17 protein-coding genes are annotated in these 17,667 nt (G+C 71.5%); 9 read left to right on the top strand and 8 right to left on the bottom strand.

Annotation, left to right across the window (positions count from 1 at the left end; genetic code table 11):
- Nucleotides 1-49: 49 nt before the first annotated feature.
- Together ACIRQP_RS25475 and ACIRQP_RS25470 are read right to left on the bottom strand one after the other, a co-directional pair.
- Nucleotides 50-1,093, bottom strand: coding sequence for a zinc-dependent alcohol dehydrogenase family protein (locus ACIRQP_RS25475; protein ID WP_403893445.1), 1,044 nt, complete (start codon nt 1,091-1,093; stop codon nt 50-52).
- A 115-nt stretch (nt 1,094-1,208) separates the two neighbouring features.
- Nucleotides 1,209-1,949: a TioE family transcriptional regulator gene (locus ACIRQP_RS25470; protein WP_403893444.1), complete on the bottom strand. Its 741-nt coding sequence runs from the start codon at nt 1,947-1,949 to the stop codon at nt 1,209-1,211.
- Between the two features lie 58 nt (nt 1,950-2,007).
- Here ACIRQP_RS25470 and ACIRQP_RS25465 point away from each other — a divergent pair, with 58 nt between their 5' ends.
- Nucleotides 2,008-3,207 (top strand): erythromycin esterase family protein, encoded by a 1,200-nt coding sequence (locus tag ACIRQP_RS25465; protein WP_403893443.1) that lies wholly within the window; start codon nt 2,008-2,010, stop codon nt 3,205-3,207.
- A gap of 109 nt (nt 3,208-3,316) precedes the next feature.
- Here the strand turns inward: ACIRQP_RS25465 and bla are convergent, their stop codons facing one another.
- Nucleotides 3,317-4,261: a class A beta-lactamase gene (gene bla / locus ACIRQP_RS25460; protein WP_403893442.1), complete on the bottom strand. Its 945-nt coding sequence runs from the start codon at nt 4,259-4,261 to the stop codon at nt 3,317-3,319.
- A gap of 174 nt (nt 4,262-4,435) precedes the next feature.
- Here bla and ACIRQP_RS25455 point away from each other — a divergent pair, with 174 nt between their 5' ends.
- The 3 genes from ACIRQP_RS25455 (at nt 4,436) to ACIRQP_RS25445 (ending at nt 7,213) form a co-directional block, all read left to right on the top strand.
- Nucleotides 4,436-5,338 (top strand): LysR family transcriptional regulator, encoded by a 903-nt coding sequence (locus ACIRQP_RS25455; protein WP_403893441.1) that lies wholly within the window; start codon nt 4,436-4,438, stop codon nt 5,336-5,338.
- The gene (locus ACIRQP_RS25450) at nt 5,335-6,381 is read left to right on the top strand and encodes a serine hydrolase (RefSeq protein WP_403893440.1); all 1,047 of its coding nucleotides are present in this window, start codon (nt 5,335-5,337) and stop codon (nt 6,379-6,381) included. Before ACIRQP_RS25455 ends, ACIRQP_RS25450 begins: the two co-directional genes overlap by 4 nt.
- 292 nt (nt 6,382-6,673) lie before the next feature.
- Nucleotides 6,674-7,213: an RICIN domain-containing protein gene (locus ACIRQP_RS25445; RefSeq protein WP_403893439.1), complete on the top strand. Its 540-nt coding sequence runs from the start codon at nt 6,674-6,676 to the stop codon at nt 7,211-7,213.
- A 161-nt stretch (nt 7,214-7,374) separates the two neighbouring features.
- Here ACIRQP_RS25445 and ACIRQP_RS25440 read toward each other — a convergent pair whose 3' ends face one another.
- From ACIRQP_RS25440 to ACIRQP_RS25420, 5 genes are all read right to left on the bottom strand, one after another.
- Nucleotides 7,375-8,565, bottom strand: a complete 1,191-nt coding sequence (locus ACIRQP_RS25440) for a damage-control phosphatase ARMT1 family protein (protein WP_403893438.1) — start codon at nt 8,563-8,565, stop codon at nt 7,375-7,377.
- Nucleotides 8,566-8,667: 102 nt separating this feature from the next.
- Nucleotides 8,668-9,042 (bottom strand): fluoride efflux transporter CrcB, encoded by a 375-nt coding sequence (gene crcB / locus ACIRQP_RS25435; protein ID WP_403893437.1) that lies wholly within the window; start codon nt 9,040-9,042, stop codon nt 8,668-8,670.
- Nucleotides 9,039-9,386: a DUF190 domain-containing protein gene (locus tag ACIRQP_RS25430; RefSeq protein WP_403893436.1), complete on the bottom strand. Its 348-nt coding sequence runs from the start codon at nt 9,384-9,386 to the stop codon at nt 9,039-9,041. The genes crcB and ACIRQP_RS25430 overlap by 4 nt, the downstream gene beginning before the upstream one ends.
- Entirely contained in the window at nt 9,383-9,814 is a 432-nt protein-coding gene (locus ACIRQP_RS25425; RefSeq protein ID WP_403893491.1) for a fluoride efflux transporter FluC, read from the bottom strand. Before ACIRQP_RS25425 ends, ACIRQP_RS25430 begins: the two co-directional genes overlap by 4 nt.
- A gap of 318 nt (nt 9,815-10,132) precedes the next feature.
- Complete coding sequence (locus ACIRQP_RS25420) at nt 10,133-10,588, bottom strand: cyclic nucleotide-binding domain-containing protein (RefSeq protein ID WP_403893435.1); 456 nt, start codon at nt 10,586-10,588, stop codon at nt 10,133-10,135.
- Nucleotides 10,589-10,964: 376 nt separating this feature from the next.
- Here ACIRQP_RS25420 and ACIRQP_RS25415 point away from each other — a divergent pair, with 376 nt between their 5' ends.
- The 5 genes from ACIRQP_RS25415 (at nt 10,965) to ACIRQP_RS25395 (ending at nt 17,642) form a co-directional block, all read left to right on the top strand.
- On the top strand, nt 10,965-11,936 hold the full coding sequence (locus tag ACIRQP_RS25415; protein ID WP_403893490.1) for an aldo/keto reductase: 972 nt from the start codon (nt 10,965-10,967) through the stop codon (nt 11,934-11,936).
- A gap of 119 nt (nt 11,937-12,055) precedes the next feature.
- Nucleotides 12,056-12,220 (top strand): hypothetical protein, encoded by a 165-nt coding sequence (locus ACIRQP_RS25410; RefSeq protein WP_403893434.1) that lies wholly within the window; start codon nt 12,056-12,058, stop codon nt 12,218-12,220.
- Between the two features lie 10 nt (nt 12,221-12,230).
- The gene (locus tag ACIRQP_RS25405; RefSeq protein ID WP_403893433.1) at nt 12,231-13,526 is read left to right on the top strand and encodes a M14 family zinc carboxypeptidase; all 1,296 of its coding nucleotides are present in this window, start codon (nt 12,231-12,233) and stop codon (nt 13,524-13,526) included.
- Nucleotides 13,523-14,683, top strand: coding sequence for a HesA/MoeB/ThiF family protein (locus ACIRQP_RS25400; protein ID WP_403893432.1), 1,161 nt, complete (start codon nt 13,523-13,525; stop codon nt 14,681-14,683). The genes ACIRQP_RS25405 and ACIRQP_RS25400 overlap by 4 nt, the downstream gene beginning before the upstream one ends.
- A gap of 277 nt (nt 14,684-14,960) precedes the next feature.
- Nucleotides 14,961-17,642 carry an ATP-binding protein gene (locus ACIRQP_RS25395; protein WP_403893431.1) on the top strand — a complete coding sequence of 894 codons (2,682 nt, stop codon included), beginning with the start codon at nt 14,961-14,963 and terminating at the stop codon, nt 17,640-17,642.
- Nucleotides 17,643-17,667 lie beyond the last annotated feature (25 nt).

The following is a 17,667-nucleotide window of genomic DNA, read 5'->3' as shown; positions in this document are numbered from 1 at the left end:
GCGGTGGCGGTGTGAACCGGTCGGGTACGGGCGTCGGTCGGCACGCGCGTCAGTCGGGTACGAGCACCGCGGCGCCGTTCACCCGGCCGGCCGCGAGGTCGGCGAGCGCCCGGTCGGCCTGGCTCAGCGGATAGCGGCTGACGGTGACGCGGATGCCGATGCGCTCGGCCAGGGCGAGGAAGTCGTGCCCGTCCTGGCGGGTGTTGGAGGTGACGCTGCGCAGATTCCGTTCCTGGAAGAGATGGCGCTGGTAGTTGAGTACCGGAATGTCGGTGAGATGGATTCCGGCGATCGACAGCGTGCCCGACCGGTCCAGGGCCTCCATCGCCACCGGCACCAGGTCACCCACCGGAGCGAACAGGATCGCCGAGTCCAGCGGCTCCGGCGGCCGGTCCCGGTCGTCACCGGCCGAGGAGGCGCCGAGTTCCATGGCGAGTTCACGTGCCCGCTCCGACCGGGTCAGCACATGGACCGTGGCGCCCTCGGCCAGCGCCACCTGCGCGGCCAGATGGGCGGAGGCACCGAACCCGTAGAGCCCCAGCCGCCCGCCGCGAGGCAGCGCGCTGCGGCGCAGCGAGCGATAGCCGATGATTCCGGCGCACAGCAGCGGCGCGAGGTGCGCGGCGTCGTGGTTCTCCGGCAGCCGGTAGGCGAACGCCTCGGGGACGATGGCCAGTTCGGCGAAGCCGCCGTCCGCGTCCCATCCCGTATAGAGGGACCATGGGCAGAGATTCTCCTGTCCCGCCCGGCAGTAGCGGCAGGTCCCGCAGGTACCGCGCAGCCAGGCACCGCCGGCCCGGTCGCCGGTACGGAACCGCGTCACGTCCTCGCCGACGGCGGCCACCCGGCCGACGATCTCATGGCCGGGGATGCTCGCCGGGCGGTGCGGGGCGAGATCGCCCTCGGTCAGATGCAGATCCGTACGGCAGACGCCGCACGCCTCCACCCGCAGCAGCAGTTCGCCCGGGCCGGGGGTGGGCACGCGGCGGCTGACGCGGACCAGCGGCCGCCCGGTGCTGATCGGTCCTGGGGTCTCGACGGCCCAGCCGCCGTAGGTCTCCGTGGCGGGCGCGGCGGACGCGGGAACAGCCATAACCCCAGCGTGCGGCGCACACCGACCCGCGGCAAGCGGGCACCCGAGGGCGCGGACGGGTCAGCCGGACGGAACCGTTGGTGCCCCCTGTTCTCCTCGGCCGGCTGCCGAAGTCTCATCCGCGCTCGCGGAGGTACGACTCCAGCTCGGCGGCCCCGGTCAGCATCGCCCGCCCGCGGGCGGCCAGCCGGCCGTGCCAGTCGCTCAGCGCGGCCTCCAGAGGCTCCAGCCCGCCAGCCGTCCGCACCTGGGCGATCAGCGGGGCGATCCGCTCCAGCAGGTAGCCGCCCCGCCTGAGCTGGTGGGCCAGCCGGGCGTCCCGTACATCGGCCTCGTCGTAGACGCGGTACCCGGTCAGCGGGTCGCGGCGCGGGCGCACCAGCCCGGCGCGCTCCCATTTGCGCAGCGTCGCGGGCCGGATGCCGAGCTCCGCCGCCAGCGGCCCGATGAACGTGCCGCCGGGCCCGGACACCGCCGCGTCGGGTCCGGACGCCGTGGTGGGTGCCGGGTCCAGGTCTCGGAGGGCGCCCTCCACGGCCTGGAGAGTCCGCCGGTCGTCGAGCAGCTGGGCGTGGCTCTCGTCGATCAGGCGGAACGCCTCATCGACCGCGCCCTGGTTCACGGCCCGCATGATCGACGTCGCCGTCGAGTGGCCGTGGCCGGGCACGAGGGCGAGGAACGCGTCCAGGGCCCGCGCGTGCAGCGGGGTATAGGCGCGGTAACCGTGGGGTGTGCGACCGGCGGCCGGAAGGATGCCGGCCTCCTCGTAGTTCCTGATGGCCTGCGTGGACAGACCGTGCCCGCGCGCCAGGTCAATCGGCCTGAGCCGTTCAACGTTTTGAAGGTTTCGTCCCACGGGCCCGACGATATCGCGGAAAAGTTTCCACCGAAGGTTCAACGATACCGTTGAAGGCATGGCTACTGACATCAAGGACACCACCCATGCCGTCGAGGCCGCGGCCGTCATGAAGCTGCTTCCGGCCCGGCCGCGCCTGCTCGCCGTGGGCGAGCCCACCCACGGCGAGGACACTCTGCTCGACCTGCGCAACGAGCTCTTCCGCCAGCTCGTCGAGCAGGAGGGCTACCGGACGATCGCGATCGAGAGCGACTGCCTGATGGGTCTGGTCGTGGACGACTACGTCACCTCGGGTACGGGCACCCTCGACGAGGTCATGGAACGCGGATTCAGCCACGGGTTCGGCGCGTCCGCGGCCAACCGCGAACTCGTGCGCTGGATACGGGCGTACAACGACGGCCGGCCCGCGTCCGAGCGGCTCCGCTTCGCCGGCTTCGACGGCCCGCTGGAGATCAGCGGCGCCGCGAGCCCCCGGCAGGCCCTCACCGCACTCCACGGCTGCCTCGCGGCCCGGGTGGACGCGGACCTGCTCCCCTGCACCGAGGAAACGCTCGACCGTCTGCTCGGCGCCGACGACCGGTGGACCGAGCCCGCCGCGATGATGGACCCGTCCCGGTCCGTGGGGCAGTCGGCCGAGGCCAGGGAGCTGCGGCTGCTCGCCGATGATCTGGTGGCGCTGCTCGACGCGCAGACGCCGCACGTGATCAGCGCGACCTCGCGGGACGACTGGGACCGGGCGCGCCTTTACGGGCGCACCGCGACCGGCCTGCTGCGCTACCACTTCTGGATGGCCGACACATCACCGAGCCGCATGACGCGGCTGGTGGGCCTGCGGGACCGGATGATGGCCGACAACCTCCTCGCCGTCGCCGCGCGTGGCCCGGCAATGGTCCACGCCCACAACTCCCATCTCCAGCGGGAGAAGAGCACGATGCGGATGGGCGGAACGCTGCTGGAGTGGTGGAGCGCCGGCGCGATCGTGAGCGCCCACCTGGGCGAGGAGTACGCCTTCCTGGCCACGGCCCTCGGCACGATCCGGCACCAGGGGGTGGACACCCCGCCGGCGGACACCGTCGAAGGACTCCTGTACGCGCTCCCGGAGAACAGCTACGTCGTCGATACCCGCCGGCTGGCCACCGTCCTCGGCGACACGCGGCCCGCCCCCCGCGTGTCCGGCTGGTTCGGATACTCCGCGTGTGACCCGGCCCACCTGGCCGGAAACGACGGGATGGTGTTCGTCAAGGACGTGGGTCGGTAAACGGAGCTGCTGCCCGGACCGTGCCCGGAGACGCGCCCGGAGTCATGGGCGGGCTCGTGGGCGGGGGGCGTGCATCGCGTGGTTCTCCTTGACGCGACAGCGTCTCCCGCTACGACAGCGCCTCCGCGACCACGGATGCCGCTTCCGCGATCAGCTTGTCGTCGTGCTCGGCGTCCTTGTCGCCGCGGTTCGACATGATCGCCATGACGATGGGGGCGGAGCCGGGGGGCCACACCACGGCGATGTCGTTGCGGGCGCCGTGATAGCTGCCGGTTCCGGTCTTGTCGCCGACCACCCAGCCCTTGGGCACCCCGGCTCGGATGAGCGCGTCCCCGGTGGTGTTGGTCCGCAGCCATGTCGTGAGCTGGGCGCGTTCGTCCTTGCCGAGGACGTCTCCGAGAACGAACGCGCGCAGATCCGTGGCCAGCGCCCGCGGCGTGCTCGTATCCCGTGTGTCGCCCGGGACCCATCGGCTCAGCTCGGGCTCGCGGCGCTCCATCAGGGTGACGTCGTCACCGATGCCCCTGAGTACGGCTTCGAGGCCCTTGGGTCCGTCGAGCTCGTCGAACAGCAGGTTGGCCGCGGTGTTGTCGCTGAAGCGGACGGCGGCGTCACACAGCTCCTTCAGGCTCATCCCGGTCTCGACGTGCTTCTCGGTCACGGGAGAGTTGGCGATCAGATCGTCCTTGGAGTACGTGATCACCCGGTCCATGCCGCCCAGGGAGTACTTCCGCAGCACGGCACCGGCGGCCGGCGCCTTGACCGTGGAGGCGAAGGGGAATCGCTCGCCGTCGTTGTACGCCACCTCGCGCCCGGTGCCGGTGTCGACGGCGTACACACCCAGTCGCGCGTCGAACGTGCGCTCAAGCTCCTTGAGTTCGCCGGCGAACGGCTTCGCGGCCGCACTCGGCTCTGTCGCCGTGGCGGACGGGGGCGACACGGCGGAGGTGGACGGCGAGGCCGCGGAACTGTCCTGGCCACAGGCCACGAGCGGGACGAGGGCGAGCGTGGCGAGCGCACCGAGAACGGTGCGTCGGGCACGGCTGTGCTGCATGGTCGAAACCTCCGGGGCGCCCCGCACGCGAGGCGCATAGGGGATGGGGTGACACGGCCCCATCCCGGTGCGTGGTCGTGATCGTGAGTGCCAGCACCACCCTCACCTCCGGGCTGCCATGCGGTCCAATACGCTCATGCGCTGTTCCATGCCGATCTGGCATAGGGTGCGGCTGTGGATCTGGTGGGAGCGTGTCACGCGTTTGTCAGCGTCAGCGAGCACGGCAGTTTCACCGTCGGAGCGGCCGCTGCCCGGATGTCCCAGTCGGTGGCCAGCCGTCGTGTCGCCGCGCTGGAGGAGCGCTTCGGTGAGCAGCTGTTCGAGCGCACGTCACGGCGGGCCGTCCTGACCCCCTTCGGCCGGGACATGCTGCCGGCGGCCAGACAGCTCGTACAGTCGGCCGAGGTGCTGCTGAACGAGGCAGCCGCCGCCAAGCGCAAACCCTGGCGGCTCGCCGTGCCCGGCGTCTGCTCCACGGCCGGTCTCGCCCGCCTCGTCGCCGAGGCACGGGGTCACGGGGTCACGCTCGAACTCCGCGTCGCGGCGCCGGCGGAGCGCGGGAAGCTCATCCACGCCCAACAGGTGCGTGCCGCCGTGCTCGCGGTGCCCGCGGACGAGGCGACGTGGTCCGTCCCGCTCGGGCTCGCCGGTGCCCAGGATCCCGGCGTCAAGCGCGTGTACGTCGAGACGCTGCGGATCGGACGAGCCTTCGCCGGCCCGGCCCGCCGTATCTGGATCCAGCCGGAAGACGACGTGCCGCACATCCGTGACCCGCTGACGCGACTGCGCGACGCGGTGGGCCTGCGGCCCGCGCAGCTCGTTCCCGCGGCCGACCTGACGACCGCCACGGCGGAAGTCCTGTGCACACGCGACCTGTTGCTGTGTTCCCCCGCACAGGCCGACGAGCTCGCCCTGAACTGGCGGCCCATCGGTGAGATCACACTCAGCCGGGGGTTCGCCCTCGCCGCCGCCGCGGACGGCAATCCGCAGCACATCGAAGCGCGTCTGGGCGACGCCCTCGCCCGCCTCCTCGGCGCGGGCATCCGGGCGGGTGCCTCGGGAGGGGCGGCGGCGTGAACACCGAGGCGCTGCTCAGCGACATGCGCGGGCAACTGCGTGACGGCGGCCTGCGCGGCTGCCTGCTCGTGCGTGATCTGCACACGGGAGAAGAACTGGGGATCGACCCGGACACCCAGCTGCCCGCCGCCTCCCTCGTCAAGGTGCCGCTCGCGCTGGCGACGGCGGAGCGCATCCGACGGGGCGAGCTCGACGGGGCGACGATGCTCGACGTTCAACCCGGGCGGATCACCACACCCGGCCCCACCGGGCTGAGCCGCTTCCGCCACCCCACCCGGATCGCGATCGACGATCTGCTCTATCTGAGCACCTGCATCAGTGACGGAACGGCGGCCGACGCGCTGTTCGATCTCACCCCGCCCGCCCGGGTCGCCGACATCCTCCACGAACTCGGCCTCCGCGGACTCACCGTCCGGCACGGCATGCTCGAACTGACCGACACCCCCGTGGAACGCTTCGACGCGGCCGAGGCCCATTTTGCCCACTCTCTCGCCATCGACGCCGGCACCAGCGGCCGGGGACACCGGGTGCCGCAGCTCGACACCACCCGTGCCAACAGCGGCAGCGCACGCGCCTACGTCGAACTGCTCCAGGCCCTGTGGACGCCCTCGGCGATCCACCCCGAAGCGGCCGAGCGCGTGCGCGGTCTCATGGCCCACAACATGCTGCGGCACCGGCTCACCCCGGACTCGCTGGCCGTGGCCCTGCTGGTGTTCGGCTTCGGCAACGGCTGTCTTGACGTCAGCATGAACACCCATGCCGTCCAGGTCGAACGCGGTTACGAACGGCCCGTCATGTCCGCCTTCCACGCCTTCTTCTCGGTCGGTGGGGTGCTGGCCGCGCTTGTCGGCGCCCGGACCCTCAGCTGGGACTGGAGCGCGGCGCTGACGCTCACCTCGGTCAGCGTCTTCGGACTGGCCGTCACCGGGCTCTTCGCCCCCGCTCTGCTGCGGCGGTCAGCCCCACGACCCAGAGCAGGACGGCGCCGTTCGACGGCCAGCGAAGCCGGGGGTGGTCCGGATCCGCGGGCTCGTCGGCCCTGATGGCCACACCGCGCTCCCTTCGCCGTCGGGCTCTCCTCCCAGCTTCCCACCTTCGGGCCGGGTCCTCCGGCCCGCGAGCGGCGAGGAGCACACGTGTGATCGCGGCACCGCGGTCGCGAGTGCGTTCGGATTGGGACGGTTGGGGCGGATGTAAACGGTCGTTTCACTCGTCCGGCCCACACCGGGCACCCGAAGAGGTGGTTTGGCGTTGCCGCCTCTCTTCCGCGGCGACGCCATCCGGCAGTCTCCTCCCGGGCCGGACAGTCCGGCCCGAATCGTGTCAGGAGAATTTATGTCGGCATACAAGCTGAACTGGGCCGTCGCAGCCACCGCTCTCGCGGGAACGATGCTTGTCGCCTCGATGACTCCCACCGCGTCGGCGCAGCCCGAAACGGACCGAGCGGTCACCGTCCAGCAGCTCAGCTTGCGCCTGGCTTCTGACCCCGGCCAGGCAGCCAACGTCAAGGGCGGCGGCAGCGCGAACGGCACGCCGGTCATCCAGTGGCCCTGGGCCGGCGCCTCGAACGAGCGCTGGGAGGCCACGGCCAAGGGCGGCGGCTACTACCAGTTCGCGTCCCGGGAAAGCGGAAAGTGCCTCAACGTCAAGGGCGGTGGCAACGCCAACAGCACCCCGGTGATCCAGTGGCCCTGCGGCAACGACGCCAACGCCCTGTGGAAGTTCGTACGGAAGGGCATCGGCTACCAGCTGGTCGTCAAGTCGAGCCAGAAGTGCCTGAACGTCAAGGGCGGTGTCGGCAAGGGGCACGCCCTGATCCAGTACACCTGTGCCGGCGCCGACAACGACATCTGGCTGCCTGTCTGGGAGCGCTGACGGCCACCACGCGCCGTACCGGTCCGGCACGCTGACGAGCGGCGGGACGGCCGTCGCGGGTGACCCCCGGACCGGCCTTCGGAAGGGCCGCCGACACCGTCGGCGGCCCTTCTCCGTTGCTGAGCACCAGCGCGTTGCTGAGCACCAGTGCGGCGGCTCTCTCAGCGGCGGGCCTGGACGAGCGCGTGCGTACCGCTGGTACGCCACGGCTTCCCGCTCGCCTCAAGGCTGTCCAGCGTGTGGGCGTCGAGGCCGACGATCACATCGGACTTGAGGGTGCGCAGCGCGGCCACGGGGCCGGGGAAGTACGCGGTACGGCCGGCGAACGAGGACGTCGGCGCCCAGTACCGATCGCCCACCAGACGCCGGTAGTTGAGGTCGCCCTTGAGGATCGTCACGGTGGCGCCCGCGAGGTCCCGGCGCAGATCGTCGGGCATCGCGCTGTACGGCAGCGGCGCGCGGAAGAAGCCGTGCGCGCGCACCGCGAGCCGCCCGTCCGCCATGGCGGACCAGAGCCGTTTGCCGGTCTCGGCGGCGTATCCGGACGCCGCGCCCAGCCGCCGCAGACTGTCGATGACGTCCGTCATCGTCGCGTCGGAGACGTAGTACGGATACGGCTTGACGTGCAGGACGACGCGGGAGGCGCGCTCGGTGTGGAGCAGATGGTCGAGCAGCACGAGATCGGGGATGAGCTCCCGGCCGGCGTTGTCGGCGATCAGATGCACCGTCGCCACCGCGCCCACGGGCAGCAGGGACCACAGCAGAGGGCCGTCGTCCGCGACGAGGCGCGGGTCCGTACCGCTGTCGCTGGGGACGGCGCCCGAGGCGATCCGGAAGCCGAGGTCGGCGCGGTTGCCCCAGAGCGAGGCGTGCGTCAGCGCGCGCGCCTGTTCGTCGGCGGCCCGTCCGGCGAGAGCGTCGAGAGCGGCGAGTTCGTCGTCCACCGTCGTGCCGCGCAGCTCGGCGTCCTTGAAGGGGGCGAACGGGTCGACGCCCCGCCACGGGCCGTCGGTGAAGTAGCCCATGGCGTCGAGGAGCACACGGTAGAAATAGCTCTCGGCCCACAGGAACGGTACGTCGAACCAGGACCGGCCGAACCAGGAACCCCCGGCGGAGTCATGCCCCCAGATCTCCCACTGCGCGCGGTCGTGCGCGTCCGGGGCGAGCGGCTCCATCACCCCGTCCGTGACCGAGCGCAGGAGGGCGTCGAGCGCCCGGTGCTGCGCGGGGGTGCAGGGAAAGGCATCGCGTACCTGCTGGATGAGCGCCGGATGGCGGTCGGCCAGTACTCCCCGGGCGAAGGAGCCGGGCTCATCGCCCAGGATCACCGGTGCGTCGTCTGCTGTGGGCATCGCCTTCACATACTCCTCGATCGGCCGTCCGGCGCGGACCCGTCGAGCCGCTGCCGTCGTCGGCCGTCCCGGGGACCACCACCGCACCGTACCGGTGGCGGCTCATGCCCACAGCGCCCCGGCGAGGGCGACCCCGGCGAAGGCCGCGCCCAGCCCGGCCACCACGCTGCCGAGGACATTCGCGACGGCGTAGAGCTTCGCACCGTCCTCGACGAGCCGCAGCGTCTCGTAGCTGAACGTCGAGTACGTCGTCAGCGCGCCGCACAGTCCGGTGCCGAGGAACAGCTGTGTCCGCGAGGAGGCGGCACCGGCGGCGACCGCGCCGGTCAGCAGCCCGAGGATCAGACAGCCCACGACGTTGACGGCGAACGTTCCCCACGGGAAGACGGTGTCATGTCCGCGCTGCACGCTCCGGTCGGTCAGAAAACGCAGCGGGGCACCGATGGCCGCCCCGGCCACGACCAGCAGCCAGTTCATCGCGCCTCCCGCCGGCCGGCATGACGGACGACCTCACAGCTCTCCAGCGTGACCAGCCCCTCGCGGACCAGTTCGTCCAGCCGCGGCAGGAAGTCCCGGATCTTCTCCTCCGAGTCCACGATCACGATCGCGACCGGCAGGTCCTCGCTCAGCGACAGCAGCCGCTGCGTATGGATCAGCGAGGACGCGCCGAACCCCTCGATCCCGCGGAACACGCTCGCGCCCGCCAGCCCCGCCCGGTGCGCGCGGTGCACGATCTCCGTGTAGAGGGGCCTGTGGTGCCACACATCGGATTCGCCGATGAGGACCGTCAGCCGCAGGGCGCTGCCCATCAGCCCGTTCATGTCTGCCTCCACGCGACTACGCGGCGTGCCAGCCACACCGCACTCCACACCGAGGCGAGGGCCGCCACCAGCGTCAGTCCCAGATACGCCATGCCCGTGGCGGGCCGCCCGGAGCCCACCAGGAGCCGGATGTCCACCGCGTAGGCGGAGAACGTGGTGAACCCGCCGAGCACGCCGGTCCCGAAGAACGGCCTCACCAGCCGGTGCGCGGCCCATGCCTCGCTGATCACCACCATGAAGACGCCGATCACCGCGCACCCCACCACGTTCACGGTCACGGTCGTCCACGGGAAGGTGCCGGACGCGGTGGGCCACAGCAGGGAAGCCCCGTAGCGGGCGGCCGCGCCGATCGAACCGCCGAGCGATACGACGGCCACCACCGGCCACAGCGCTCCGGCCCGCGCACGCCACTGCCGGGCCCTGGCCATGGACGGACCGGGACCGGGTTCGGGCTCGGTGGGCTCGGTGAGTTCGGCGGGCTCGGTGGGCTCGCCGGGCTCGTTCAACGCTCGGGGCCGCGGGCTTTCCCTGGGCATACGTCTCCTACTCGCCGGGCGCCCGTACGCGGGCGCGCTCCTTCGCAAGTAGGGACCGTTGGCGGTAGGTCACCGCGGTTCGGGTACGGCGGGCCCCACCGCCGTGTGGTCGCCCGCCGGGGCCACCACTGATTCCAGGGTAGCGCCGGGGCGCGGGCCGCGCCGACCCGGGCCCCGACGACCCCGGCCGTGCGCGGGTACGGCGACAGCTCACAGCCCGGGGCCGCCGTGGCGCATGTACTGGTCGATAAGTTTCGTACGCGCCACCTCAAGACGGCGGGCGAGGATCTCCGCGATGGAGCGGGTCAGCGCGTAGCCGAGCGCCGGATCGTCCTCGCACAAGGCCCGTACCGCGCGCCCGTCGAACTCCAGGGTGCGCACCGGACTGAACGCCTCGGCCCCGAAGTGCCAGCGGTGCGGGGGAAACAGCCAGGACCAGCCGAGCAGGTCCCCGACCCCGAGCGTCTCGACCATCACCCGCCGGCGGCCGGGTACGAACATGTCCAGGGAGACGGCGCCCGAGCGGATCACCCAGAACCGGTCCGCGGGATCGCCCTCCTCGAAGATCCTGGTGTCCTGGGGGAAGGAGACATAGCGGGCCTGTCGCATCAGCAGCTCGCTGTGGCCGGTGGGAAGCACCGTCAACAAACGCGTCGCGGGAGCCATGGCGGGGTACCTCCTTGCCGAACCGTGTGACCGGGCCGGACGGGACATACGGCACGTACGGCCATACATCAGATGGTATCCCCACCGTGTGGCCTGCTCGGAAGTGCTGGTTCCGTCAGCTTTCCCCTTCGGGCCGCGACGGTCACCGATAGGGCCACCGTGCGTGACCGCTTCGCTGCGGACAGCGCGGGAGCCGCGGAAACGCGGACCCGGCCGAGTCCGGTCCCGTTGGGCTGCGCGATCATATGGACACGTCGTGACCTCGACATGTCGTGACCTGACCGGGTCGCGGCCTCGATTTTCGCCGTGAACATGGAAGCAGGAGAGTTCGTTGAAGCAGCCTCCCCATCTCGCCGCCGCCGACCGCTACGAGAGCATGCGCTTCACGCGTTGCGGTCACAGCGGGGTACGGCTGCCGCAGGTCTCCCTCGGCCTGTGGCACAACTTCGGCGGCACCGCGCCGCTGGAGAACCAGCGTGCCGTGCTGCGCCGTGCCTTCGACCGGGGCGTCACCCATTTCGACCTCGCCAACAACTACGGCCCGCCCTACGGCAGCGCGGAGGAGAACTTCGGCGCGCTCTACGCGCAGGACTTCCGCCCCTACCGTGACGAGCTCTTCCTCTCCACCAAGGCGGGCTACGACATGTGGCCGGGGCCGTACGGCGAGTTCGGCTCGCGCAAGCATCTGCTGGCGAGCCTGGACCAGTCACTGACCCGGATGCGCGTCGACCATGTCGATCTCTTCTACTCCCACCGGTTCGACTCCGACACTCCGCTGGAGGAGACGGTGGGGGCGCTGGACACGGCCGTACGGCAGGGCAAGGCCCTGTACGTCGGGCTGTCCAACTACCCGCCCGAGCAGATGGAACGGGCCGCCGGGATACTCAAGGACCTCGGTACCCCGCTGCTGATCAACCAGCACCCGTACAACATGCTGGACCGCGGCATCGAGCACAACGGTCTGATCGCCGCCTCCGCGGGGGTGGGCGCCGGAGTGATCGCCTTCTCGCCGCTGGCCCAGGGGCAGCTGACGGACCGTTACCTCAACGGGGTGCCCGCCGACTCCCGGATGGCCGTGGGTCACTTCCTCAAGCGGGACGCGCTCAGCGAGCGGAAGCTGACCCTGCTGCGCGCGCTCGACAAGCTCGCGGGCGAACGCGGACAGACCCTGGCGCAGCTGGCGCTCACGTGGGTGCTGCGCGATCCGCGCGTGACCTCCGTCCTCATCGGCGCCAGCAGTGTCCGGCAACTGGACCAGAACCTCGAAGTGGTGACCGCCACCGCGCTCGAACAACCGGAACTGGCCGCGATCGAGGCCCTGTTGACGGACTTCGACGAATCTGCCTGACGGGCCCGCTGACGGACAGTGAGATACCCGCCGGACAGGTGCCTCTGGCACGTATCCCCCCATCGCATTACACGTCATCCCAGGTGTTGACGTGCTCCCAATCCGTGACGGACCATCACATGAGGGTGCTCAACGGGGAGTTGGGCGCCGTGGTGTCGAAGGAGCGGTCCATGCGAAAAATGGCCAAGAGCGACAGCACATCACGTCCCAAGCCGACCACCATCAAGATCCGACGTCTCGACCGACGAGAGACCACGGGCGACAGTAACTCGACCGGTTCCTGAACGGGCCGCTGTGCCGGGTCGCTATCTCACCGTCGACGAACTGACCTCTCGCGCCCGTGGCCTGGCCGCGGCGCACCCGGACCGCGCCGTCCTGCGGCGCATCGGCTACTCACGGGCCGGGGAGCCGATACGGCTGCTGTCCATAGGGCGGGGGAGCCGGCACGCGCTGGTGGTCGCGGGGCCGCATGCCAATGAACCGGTGGGCGGCATGACAGCCCTGCGACTGGCCCGGTATCTCGCCCGGCCCCACGGGCCGGGCCGGGCCATGGACACGACCTGGCACTTCGTTCTCTGTCTCGATCCCGACGGAGCCCGCCGCAACGAGCGCTGGCTCAAGGGCCCGATGACCTTCGACCAGCACTACCGTCACTTCTTCCGGCCCGGCTTCGCGGAACAGCCCGAGTGGCTGCCCACGGAGCCCGGCGCGGAACCGATGCCCGAGACCCGGGCCCTTCTCGACCTCCAGGACGAGCTGCGGCCCTACCTCCAGTGCTCGCTGCACGGCGTGGACGTGGGCGGCAGCTTCGTCCAGCTGACCCGCCGGCTGCCCGGCCTCCCGGAACGGCTCGGCCGGTCCGCCGCCGATCTGCGGATACCGCTGGAGCTGGGACCGTACGACGCCTTCTTCTGGCCGAGCCCGGGGCCGGGCGTCTATGACATGCCACGGCCCCAGGAGACGGATCAGTTCCACTCACTGCCCGCCGCCACCGCCACCTCCACCTGGTTCCATCCGCACGCGTACGGCACCGTCACGGCGGTCGTCGAAGCGCCGATGTGGGGGGTCGAGGAGGTCGGCGACACCTCGGTCCACCCCGACCCGCGCGGCGCGCTGGAGACCATCAGCCAGACGCTCCGGCAGGACGCGTTGTTCCTCGCCGGCCTGCTGGAGCGGGTGCGGCCGGGCCTGCCCGCCACCGTGGGTCCGCTGCTCGCACCCGTCGAGGAGTACCTCGCCATCTGCGGCGGGCTGGCGGACGAATGGGCGCCGGAGGCGGCCCTGCGTGAGACGGGCGGACTGCCGCCGCTGAACCGGGCGCGGATCATGGCGCTCCGGATCGCCGCCCGGCGGCTGGTCGTCCGTACGGCGGGGCTGCTGCACCAGATGCTCGGCGCCGACGGCGCGGAAGTGACCGACGTACGCGCCTCCCTGGATGTGTTCCTCACGCGGCGCTGCGACGCGTTCGAAGCGGACTGCCGCGCCCGCTGGATCCCGGTCCACGACCAGGTGGAGCATCAGTTCAGAATCGTCCTGGCCGCCTCCGAGCTGGCCGCCCGGTTCAGGGAGCCGAGGGCGGTACGGGCGTGAAGCCGGACGGGCCGCCGCCGCCGGTGTCCGGCTTACGACGCCCCCGGGTCAAGCCCGAACACCGGGCCTACCGCACCGTTGACGGGAACGTACGGATCGGGAGCGTGGTGTACGGGATCGGGGCCGAGGTCGCCGACCCCGACGGCTGGATCTGGACGCTGGCCGAGGCGCTCGACGGGACCCTGGGCCAGGCCGAGTCGGTCGACGAGGTGCTCGCCCGTCACCCGGATGTCGAACGGGGGGCGGTCGTCCAGGCGATCGCCGAGCTGTACGAGGCCGGGTTCCTGGAGGACGCGGAGGCGGAGCCGCCGGACACCCTGACCGACGAGGACCGCGTACGGTACAGCCGCGGGGTGACGCTGTTGCGGTGGATGGATCTGTCACCGCACGCGACCGCCTGGGAGTTGCAGGCCCGGCTGCGCTCGGCCCGTGTCCTGCTCCTCGGCCTCGGCGGTACCGGAGGCTTCGCCGCCCAGGGCCTGGTCGCGTCGGGCGTGGGCCGGATGCACTGCGTCGACGGCGACGTCGTCGAGCTCTCCAATCTCAACCGGCAGCCCCTCTACCACGAGAGCGACATCGGCCGGTCCAAGGCCACCGCCGCCGACGCGGCCCTGCGGGCGGTCAACTCGCGGGTGGCACTGACCACGGAACACCGCGCGGTCCGCGGTCCCGACGACATCGCCACGCTGCTCGCACCGGGCTACGATCTGCTGCTGCTCTGCGCCGACCGGCCGCCGGAGATCCGCCGCTGGGCCAACCGCGTCTGTCTGGCCGCCGGAATCCCCTGGCTCGACGCCGGCTACCGCGGTCCGCTCGTCACCGTCGGCGTCCACACGCCCGGCCGGGGGGCGTGCTGGGAGTGCCACCGCGCGGGAGAGGTCGACCGCCGCGATCTGCGCCTCGCCGCCGGTCAGGACGAGGAGGCCGCCTCGCCCCGGATGGAGTGGAACCCCGTCAACGCCGTGACCGCCGGCCTCTCCGGACATCTCCTCGTCCACGCGGCGATCGCGCTGCTCACGGGCGTACCGGAGATGGAACCCGGCTTCCGCTTCGGCCTCAATCTGATGGCGCTGTCCGAACCGGTGGAGGAACGGTACGACCGCAGACCGGACTGCCCGGCCTGCGGTACACCGCGCGCCGTACGACGGCCGGCCTGAGGCCCGTACCCGTCCCGCGGACGGGTGTTCGGCGCCTCGCGACGCCCTGCCGCCGGGTACCCGCCCACAGCCGCCGGCCCCCAGCCGCCCGCGGCCGCACCTCCACGGGGCCGTCTTCCGGCCGGACCGGGCATCACGCTTCTGGATTTCTCTACTCCTGGAACCGCCGTCGCGCAGTCGAACGGCCGAATTCGTTTTGATTCGGGTCCACTCGGGGCGCTCCGGGGCTACCCTCAACACTTGACCTGCGCACTGTTCGAGAAAGCGAGGGATGCCGGTGTACCGGCCGGATGACTCGGTCACCCTCCCGCTGCTGGAGCGTGAACCCGAACTCGCCGCGGCGGCCAACGCCGTGGACGCACTGTGCGGAAGCAAGCGTTCCAGTGGGCTTCTCGTCTACCGCGGCGCCGCCGGGCTCGGTAAGACGGCGCTGCTCTCGGAGGTGCGCCGACTCGCCACCGGGCGCTGTGCGGTGTGGTCCGCGCGCGGCGGCGAGACCGTCACTTCCGTCCCCTTCCATGTCGTACGGCAGCTGCTCCAGCCCGCGCTGACGGACGCCGAAGCGGTGTCCGAACCGGCGTCCGGACCGGCGGACGGTCCCACGGACGCACGGGAGTTGCTCGGTGACCGGTACGAGATCGTCGGCCCGGCCCTCGGCATAGCGCCACCGGGCGACCAACACGCGGACCCGCAGGGCGTCCGGGACGGTCTCGACGCCCTGGTCGGGCGGCTCGCCGCCGTCCACGGACCGCTCGTCCTCCTCGTGGACGACGCGCAGTGGGCCGACCTGGAGACCCTCGCCTGGCTCACCTCCTTCGCCGAGCGCCCGGCCCTCGGGCTGCCCGTCCTGGTCGTCGTCGCGTACCGCACCGAGGAGGCCATCGGCGAGACCGAATGGTTTCTCCAGAAGATCGGAGCGGCGGCGAAGCTGGTGGTCACGCTGAGCGAGCTGACCTCCGACGCCACGGCCGAGCTGGCCCGCGCCGCCCTCGGTGAGCACGCGGACGATCCGTTCTGCCGTGAGGTATGGGCGGTGACCGGCGGCAACGCGTACGAGACCGTCGAACTGCTCGCCAAGGTGCGGGACAGCGAACTCGAACCCGTCGAGGACTTCGCCGGCGAACTGCGCGCCCTCGGCGCCTCCGCACGTGGCACCGGTCTGATCGCCCGGCTGGAGGAACTGGGCACCGCCACCACCCGATTCGCCTGGGCGGCCGCCATCCTGGGCACCGACATCTCACTCGATCTGGCGATCTCACTGTCGGGAATGAGCCCCGAAGAGGCCGGCGAGTGCGCGGAACGGCTACGGGCCGCGCGCATCCTCGTGGGCACGGACCCCTTGGAGTTCGTCCACCCGCTCATCGCGGGCGCCGTCTACCGGGCGATCCCGCCGGGTGTGCGCACCGCGATGCACGGACTCGCCGCCTGGGCCGTCTCCCGCAGCGGCAGGGGATCGGCGGCAGCCGCGCCGCACCTCCTCGAAGTGCATCCGGACGGCGACCCCGAACTCGTCGAGCAGCTGCGCGAAGCCGCCGCCGAACATCTCGCGGTGGGCGCGCCGGACGCCGCCCGGCGCTGCCTCGAACGCGCGCTGGCGGAACCGCCGTTGGAGTCCGTGCGGCCACTGGTGCTGTACGAGCTGGGCTGCGCCACACTGCTCACCTCACCGGCCACCACGGTCGGACATCTGCGCGCCGCGCTCGACACCCCGCAGCTGGACGCGGCCCTGCGGGTGGATGTGGTGTTCCGGCTGGCCCAGGCGCTGACACACAACAACCAGACCGGTGACGCCGCGCATGTGGTGGCCACCGAGGTCGCGCGTACCGAAGACGGACCCGCCAGGATGCGGCTCCAGGGCGCCCACTTCCTGTGGGAGGGCGTGCAGGCCATCGAGGAGAACGGCCCCGAGCGCTCCCGCCGGCTCGCCCGGCTGGCGGACGGGCTCACCGGACGTGACAACACCGAACGCATCCTGCTGATGCTGCGCGCGTTCGACGGTACGGCCCGGGGCGAGAGCGCCGAGGAGAACGTTCAGATCGGTGAACGCGCCCTGAGCGACGGCCGGTTGCCGCCCGGAGTGGGCTGGGCCGACTCGGCGTGGGGTTTCGAACCACCGGCGCTGCTCGGTCTCTCGTATGCCTTCGCCGACCGGCTCGACCGCGCCGAGAGCCTGTTCCAGGAAGGGCTGCGGGCCTTCGAGATCTCCGGCTGGAGCGGAGGCCATCTGGCCTTCGCCCATGCTCTCGTCGGCTACGGCCACCGCAGACGTGGCCGGCTCGCGGACGCCGAGACGTATCTGCGCGAGAGCCTGCGGCTCGCCGACCGGGTCGGCAACGGTCTGCCGATGCACTGGGACGCGGCGTGCATGCTGATCGACACCCTGCTCGCACGCGGCCATGTCGACAAGGCCTTGGAGGCGGCCGAGCGCCACGCGTTCGCCCCGCCGTACTCCTCCTCGATCGTCATCCCCGACGCGCCGTGCGTCCGGGGCCGGCTGCTGCTCGCCCTCGGCCGTACGAAGGAAGCCATTGTCGAACTGGAAGCGGCCGGGCAGGCGTTGACCGCGCGTGGCCGTCACAACATCGTCATGGCTCCCTGGGCGTGCGACCTCGCGCGTGCGGTCGCCGACGACGATCCGCGCCGCGCGGCCTCTCTCGCCTCGTACGCCAGGGACCGGGCGGAACGCTTCGGCACGCACACCGCCATCGGGGTCGCGCTGTGCTGTGCCGCGTCCCTGAAGGAGGGCGCGGAGAAGGTCGAGTTGCTGGCGCAGGCCGTCGCCCATCTGGAAACGTCACCCTCCGCGTACGAACTCGCCGTCGCCCGGGTGGAGTACGGCATCGCCGCCGGGTTCCCCGCCGAGCTGGCCTGCGGGCTCGAACTGGCCGAGAGCTGTGGCGCGGACGGTCTGGCGGACCGGGCGCGCCGGGCGATGGACGCCCGCCCGGCGCCCCGCTGACTGCCCATCGGCCCGGGACGTGGGG

Origin of the sequence: Streptomyces sp. NPDC102274 (assembly GCF_044766385.1) — a bacterium.
Classification (GTDB): domain Bacteria; phylum Actinomycetota; class Actinomycetes; order Streptomycetales; family Streptomycetaceae; genus Streptomyces.
Note: the sequence above shows the minus strand (reverse complement) of the source record. Positions and strands in the feature narration are given on the sequence as shown.

Bases quoted from the DNA above. Each gene is read 5' to 3' on its own strand.
- ACIRQP_RS25475 (WP_403893445.1), bottom strand. From the start codon at position 1,093: ATGGCTGTTCCCGCGTCCGCCGCGCCCGCCACGGAGACCTACGGCGGC.
- ACIRQP_RS25465 (WP_403893443.1), top strand. From the start codon at position 2,008: ATGGCTACTGACATCAAGGACACCACCCATGCCGTCGAGGCCGCGGCC.
- bla (WP_403893442.1), bottom strand. From the start codon at position 4,261: ATGCAGCACAGCCGTGCCCGACGCACCGTTCTCGGTGCGCTCGCCACG.
- ACIRQP_RS25445 (WP_403893439.1), top strand. From the start codon at position 6,674: ATGTCGGCATACAAGCTGAACTGGGCCGTCGCAGCCACCGCTCTCGCG.
- ACIRQP_RS25440 (WP_403893438.1), bottom strand. From the start codon at position 8,565: ATGCCCACAGCAGACGACGCACCGGTGATCCTGGGCGATGAGCCCGGC.
- crcB (WP_403893437.1), bottom strand. From the start codon at position 9,042: ATGAACTGGCTGCTGGTCGTGGCCGGGGCGGCCATCGGTGCCCCGCTG.
- ACIRQP_RS25430 (WP_403893436.1), bottom strand. From the start codon at position 9,386: ATGAACGGGCTGATGGGCAGCGCCCTGCGGCTGACGGTCCTCATCGGC.
- ACIRQP_RS25425 (WP_403893491.1), bottom strand. From the start codon at position 9,814: ATGGCCAGGGCCCGGCAGTGGCGTGCGCGGGCCGGAGCGCTGTGGCCG.
- ACIRQP_RS25420 (WP_403893435.1), bottom strand. From the start codon at position 10,588: ATGGCTCCCGCGACGCGTTTGTTGACGGTGCTTCCCACCGGCCACAGC.
- ACIRQP_RS25415 (WP_403893490.1), top strand. From the start codon at position 10,965: ATGCGCTTCACGCGTTGCGGTCACAGCGGGGTACGGCTGCCGCAGGTC.
- ACIRQP_RS25410 (WP_403893434.1), top strand. From the start codon at position 12,056: ATGAGGGTGCTCAACGGGGAGTTGGGCGCCGTGGTGTCGAAGGAGCGG.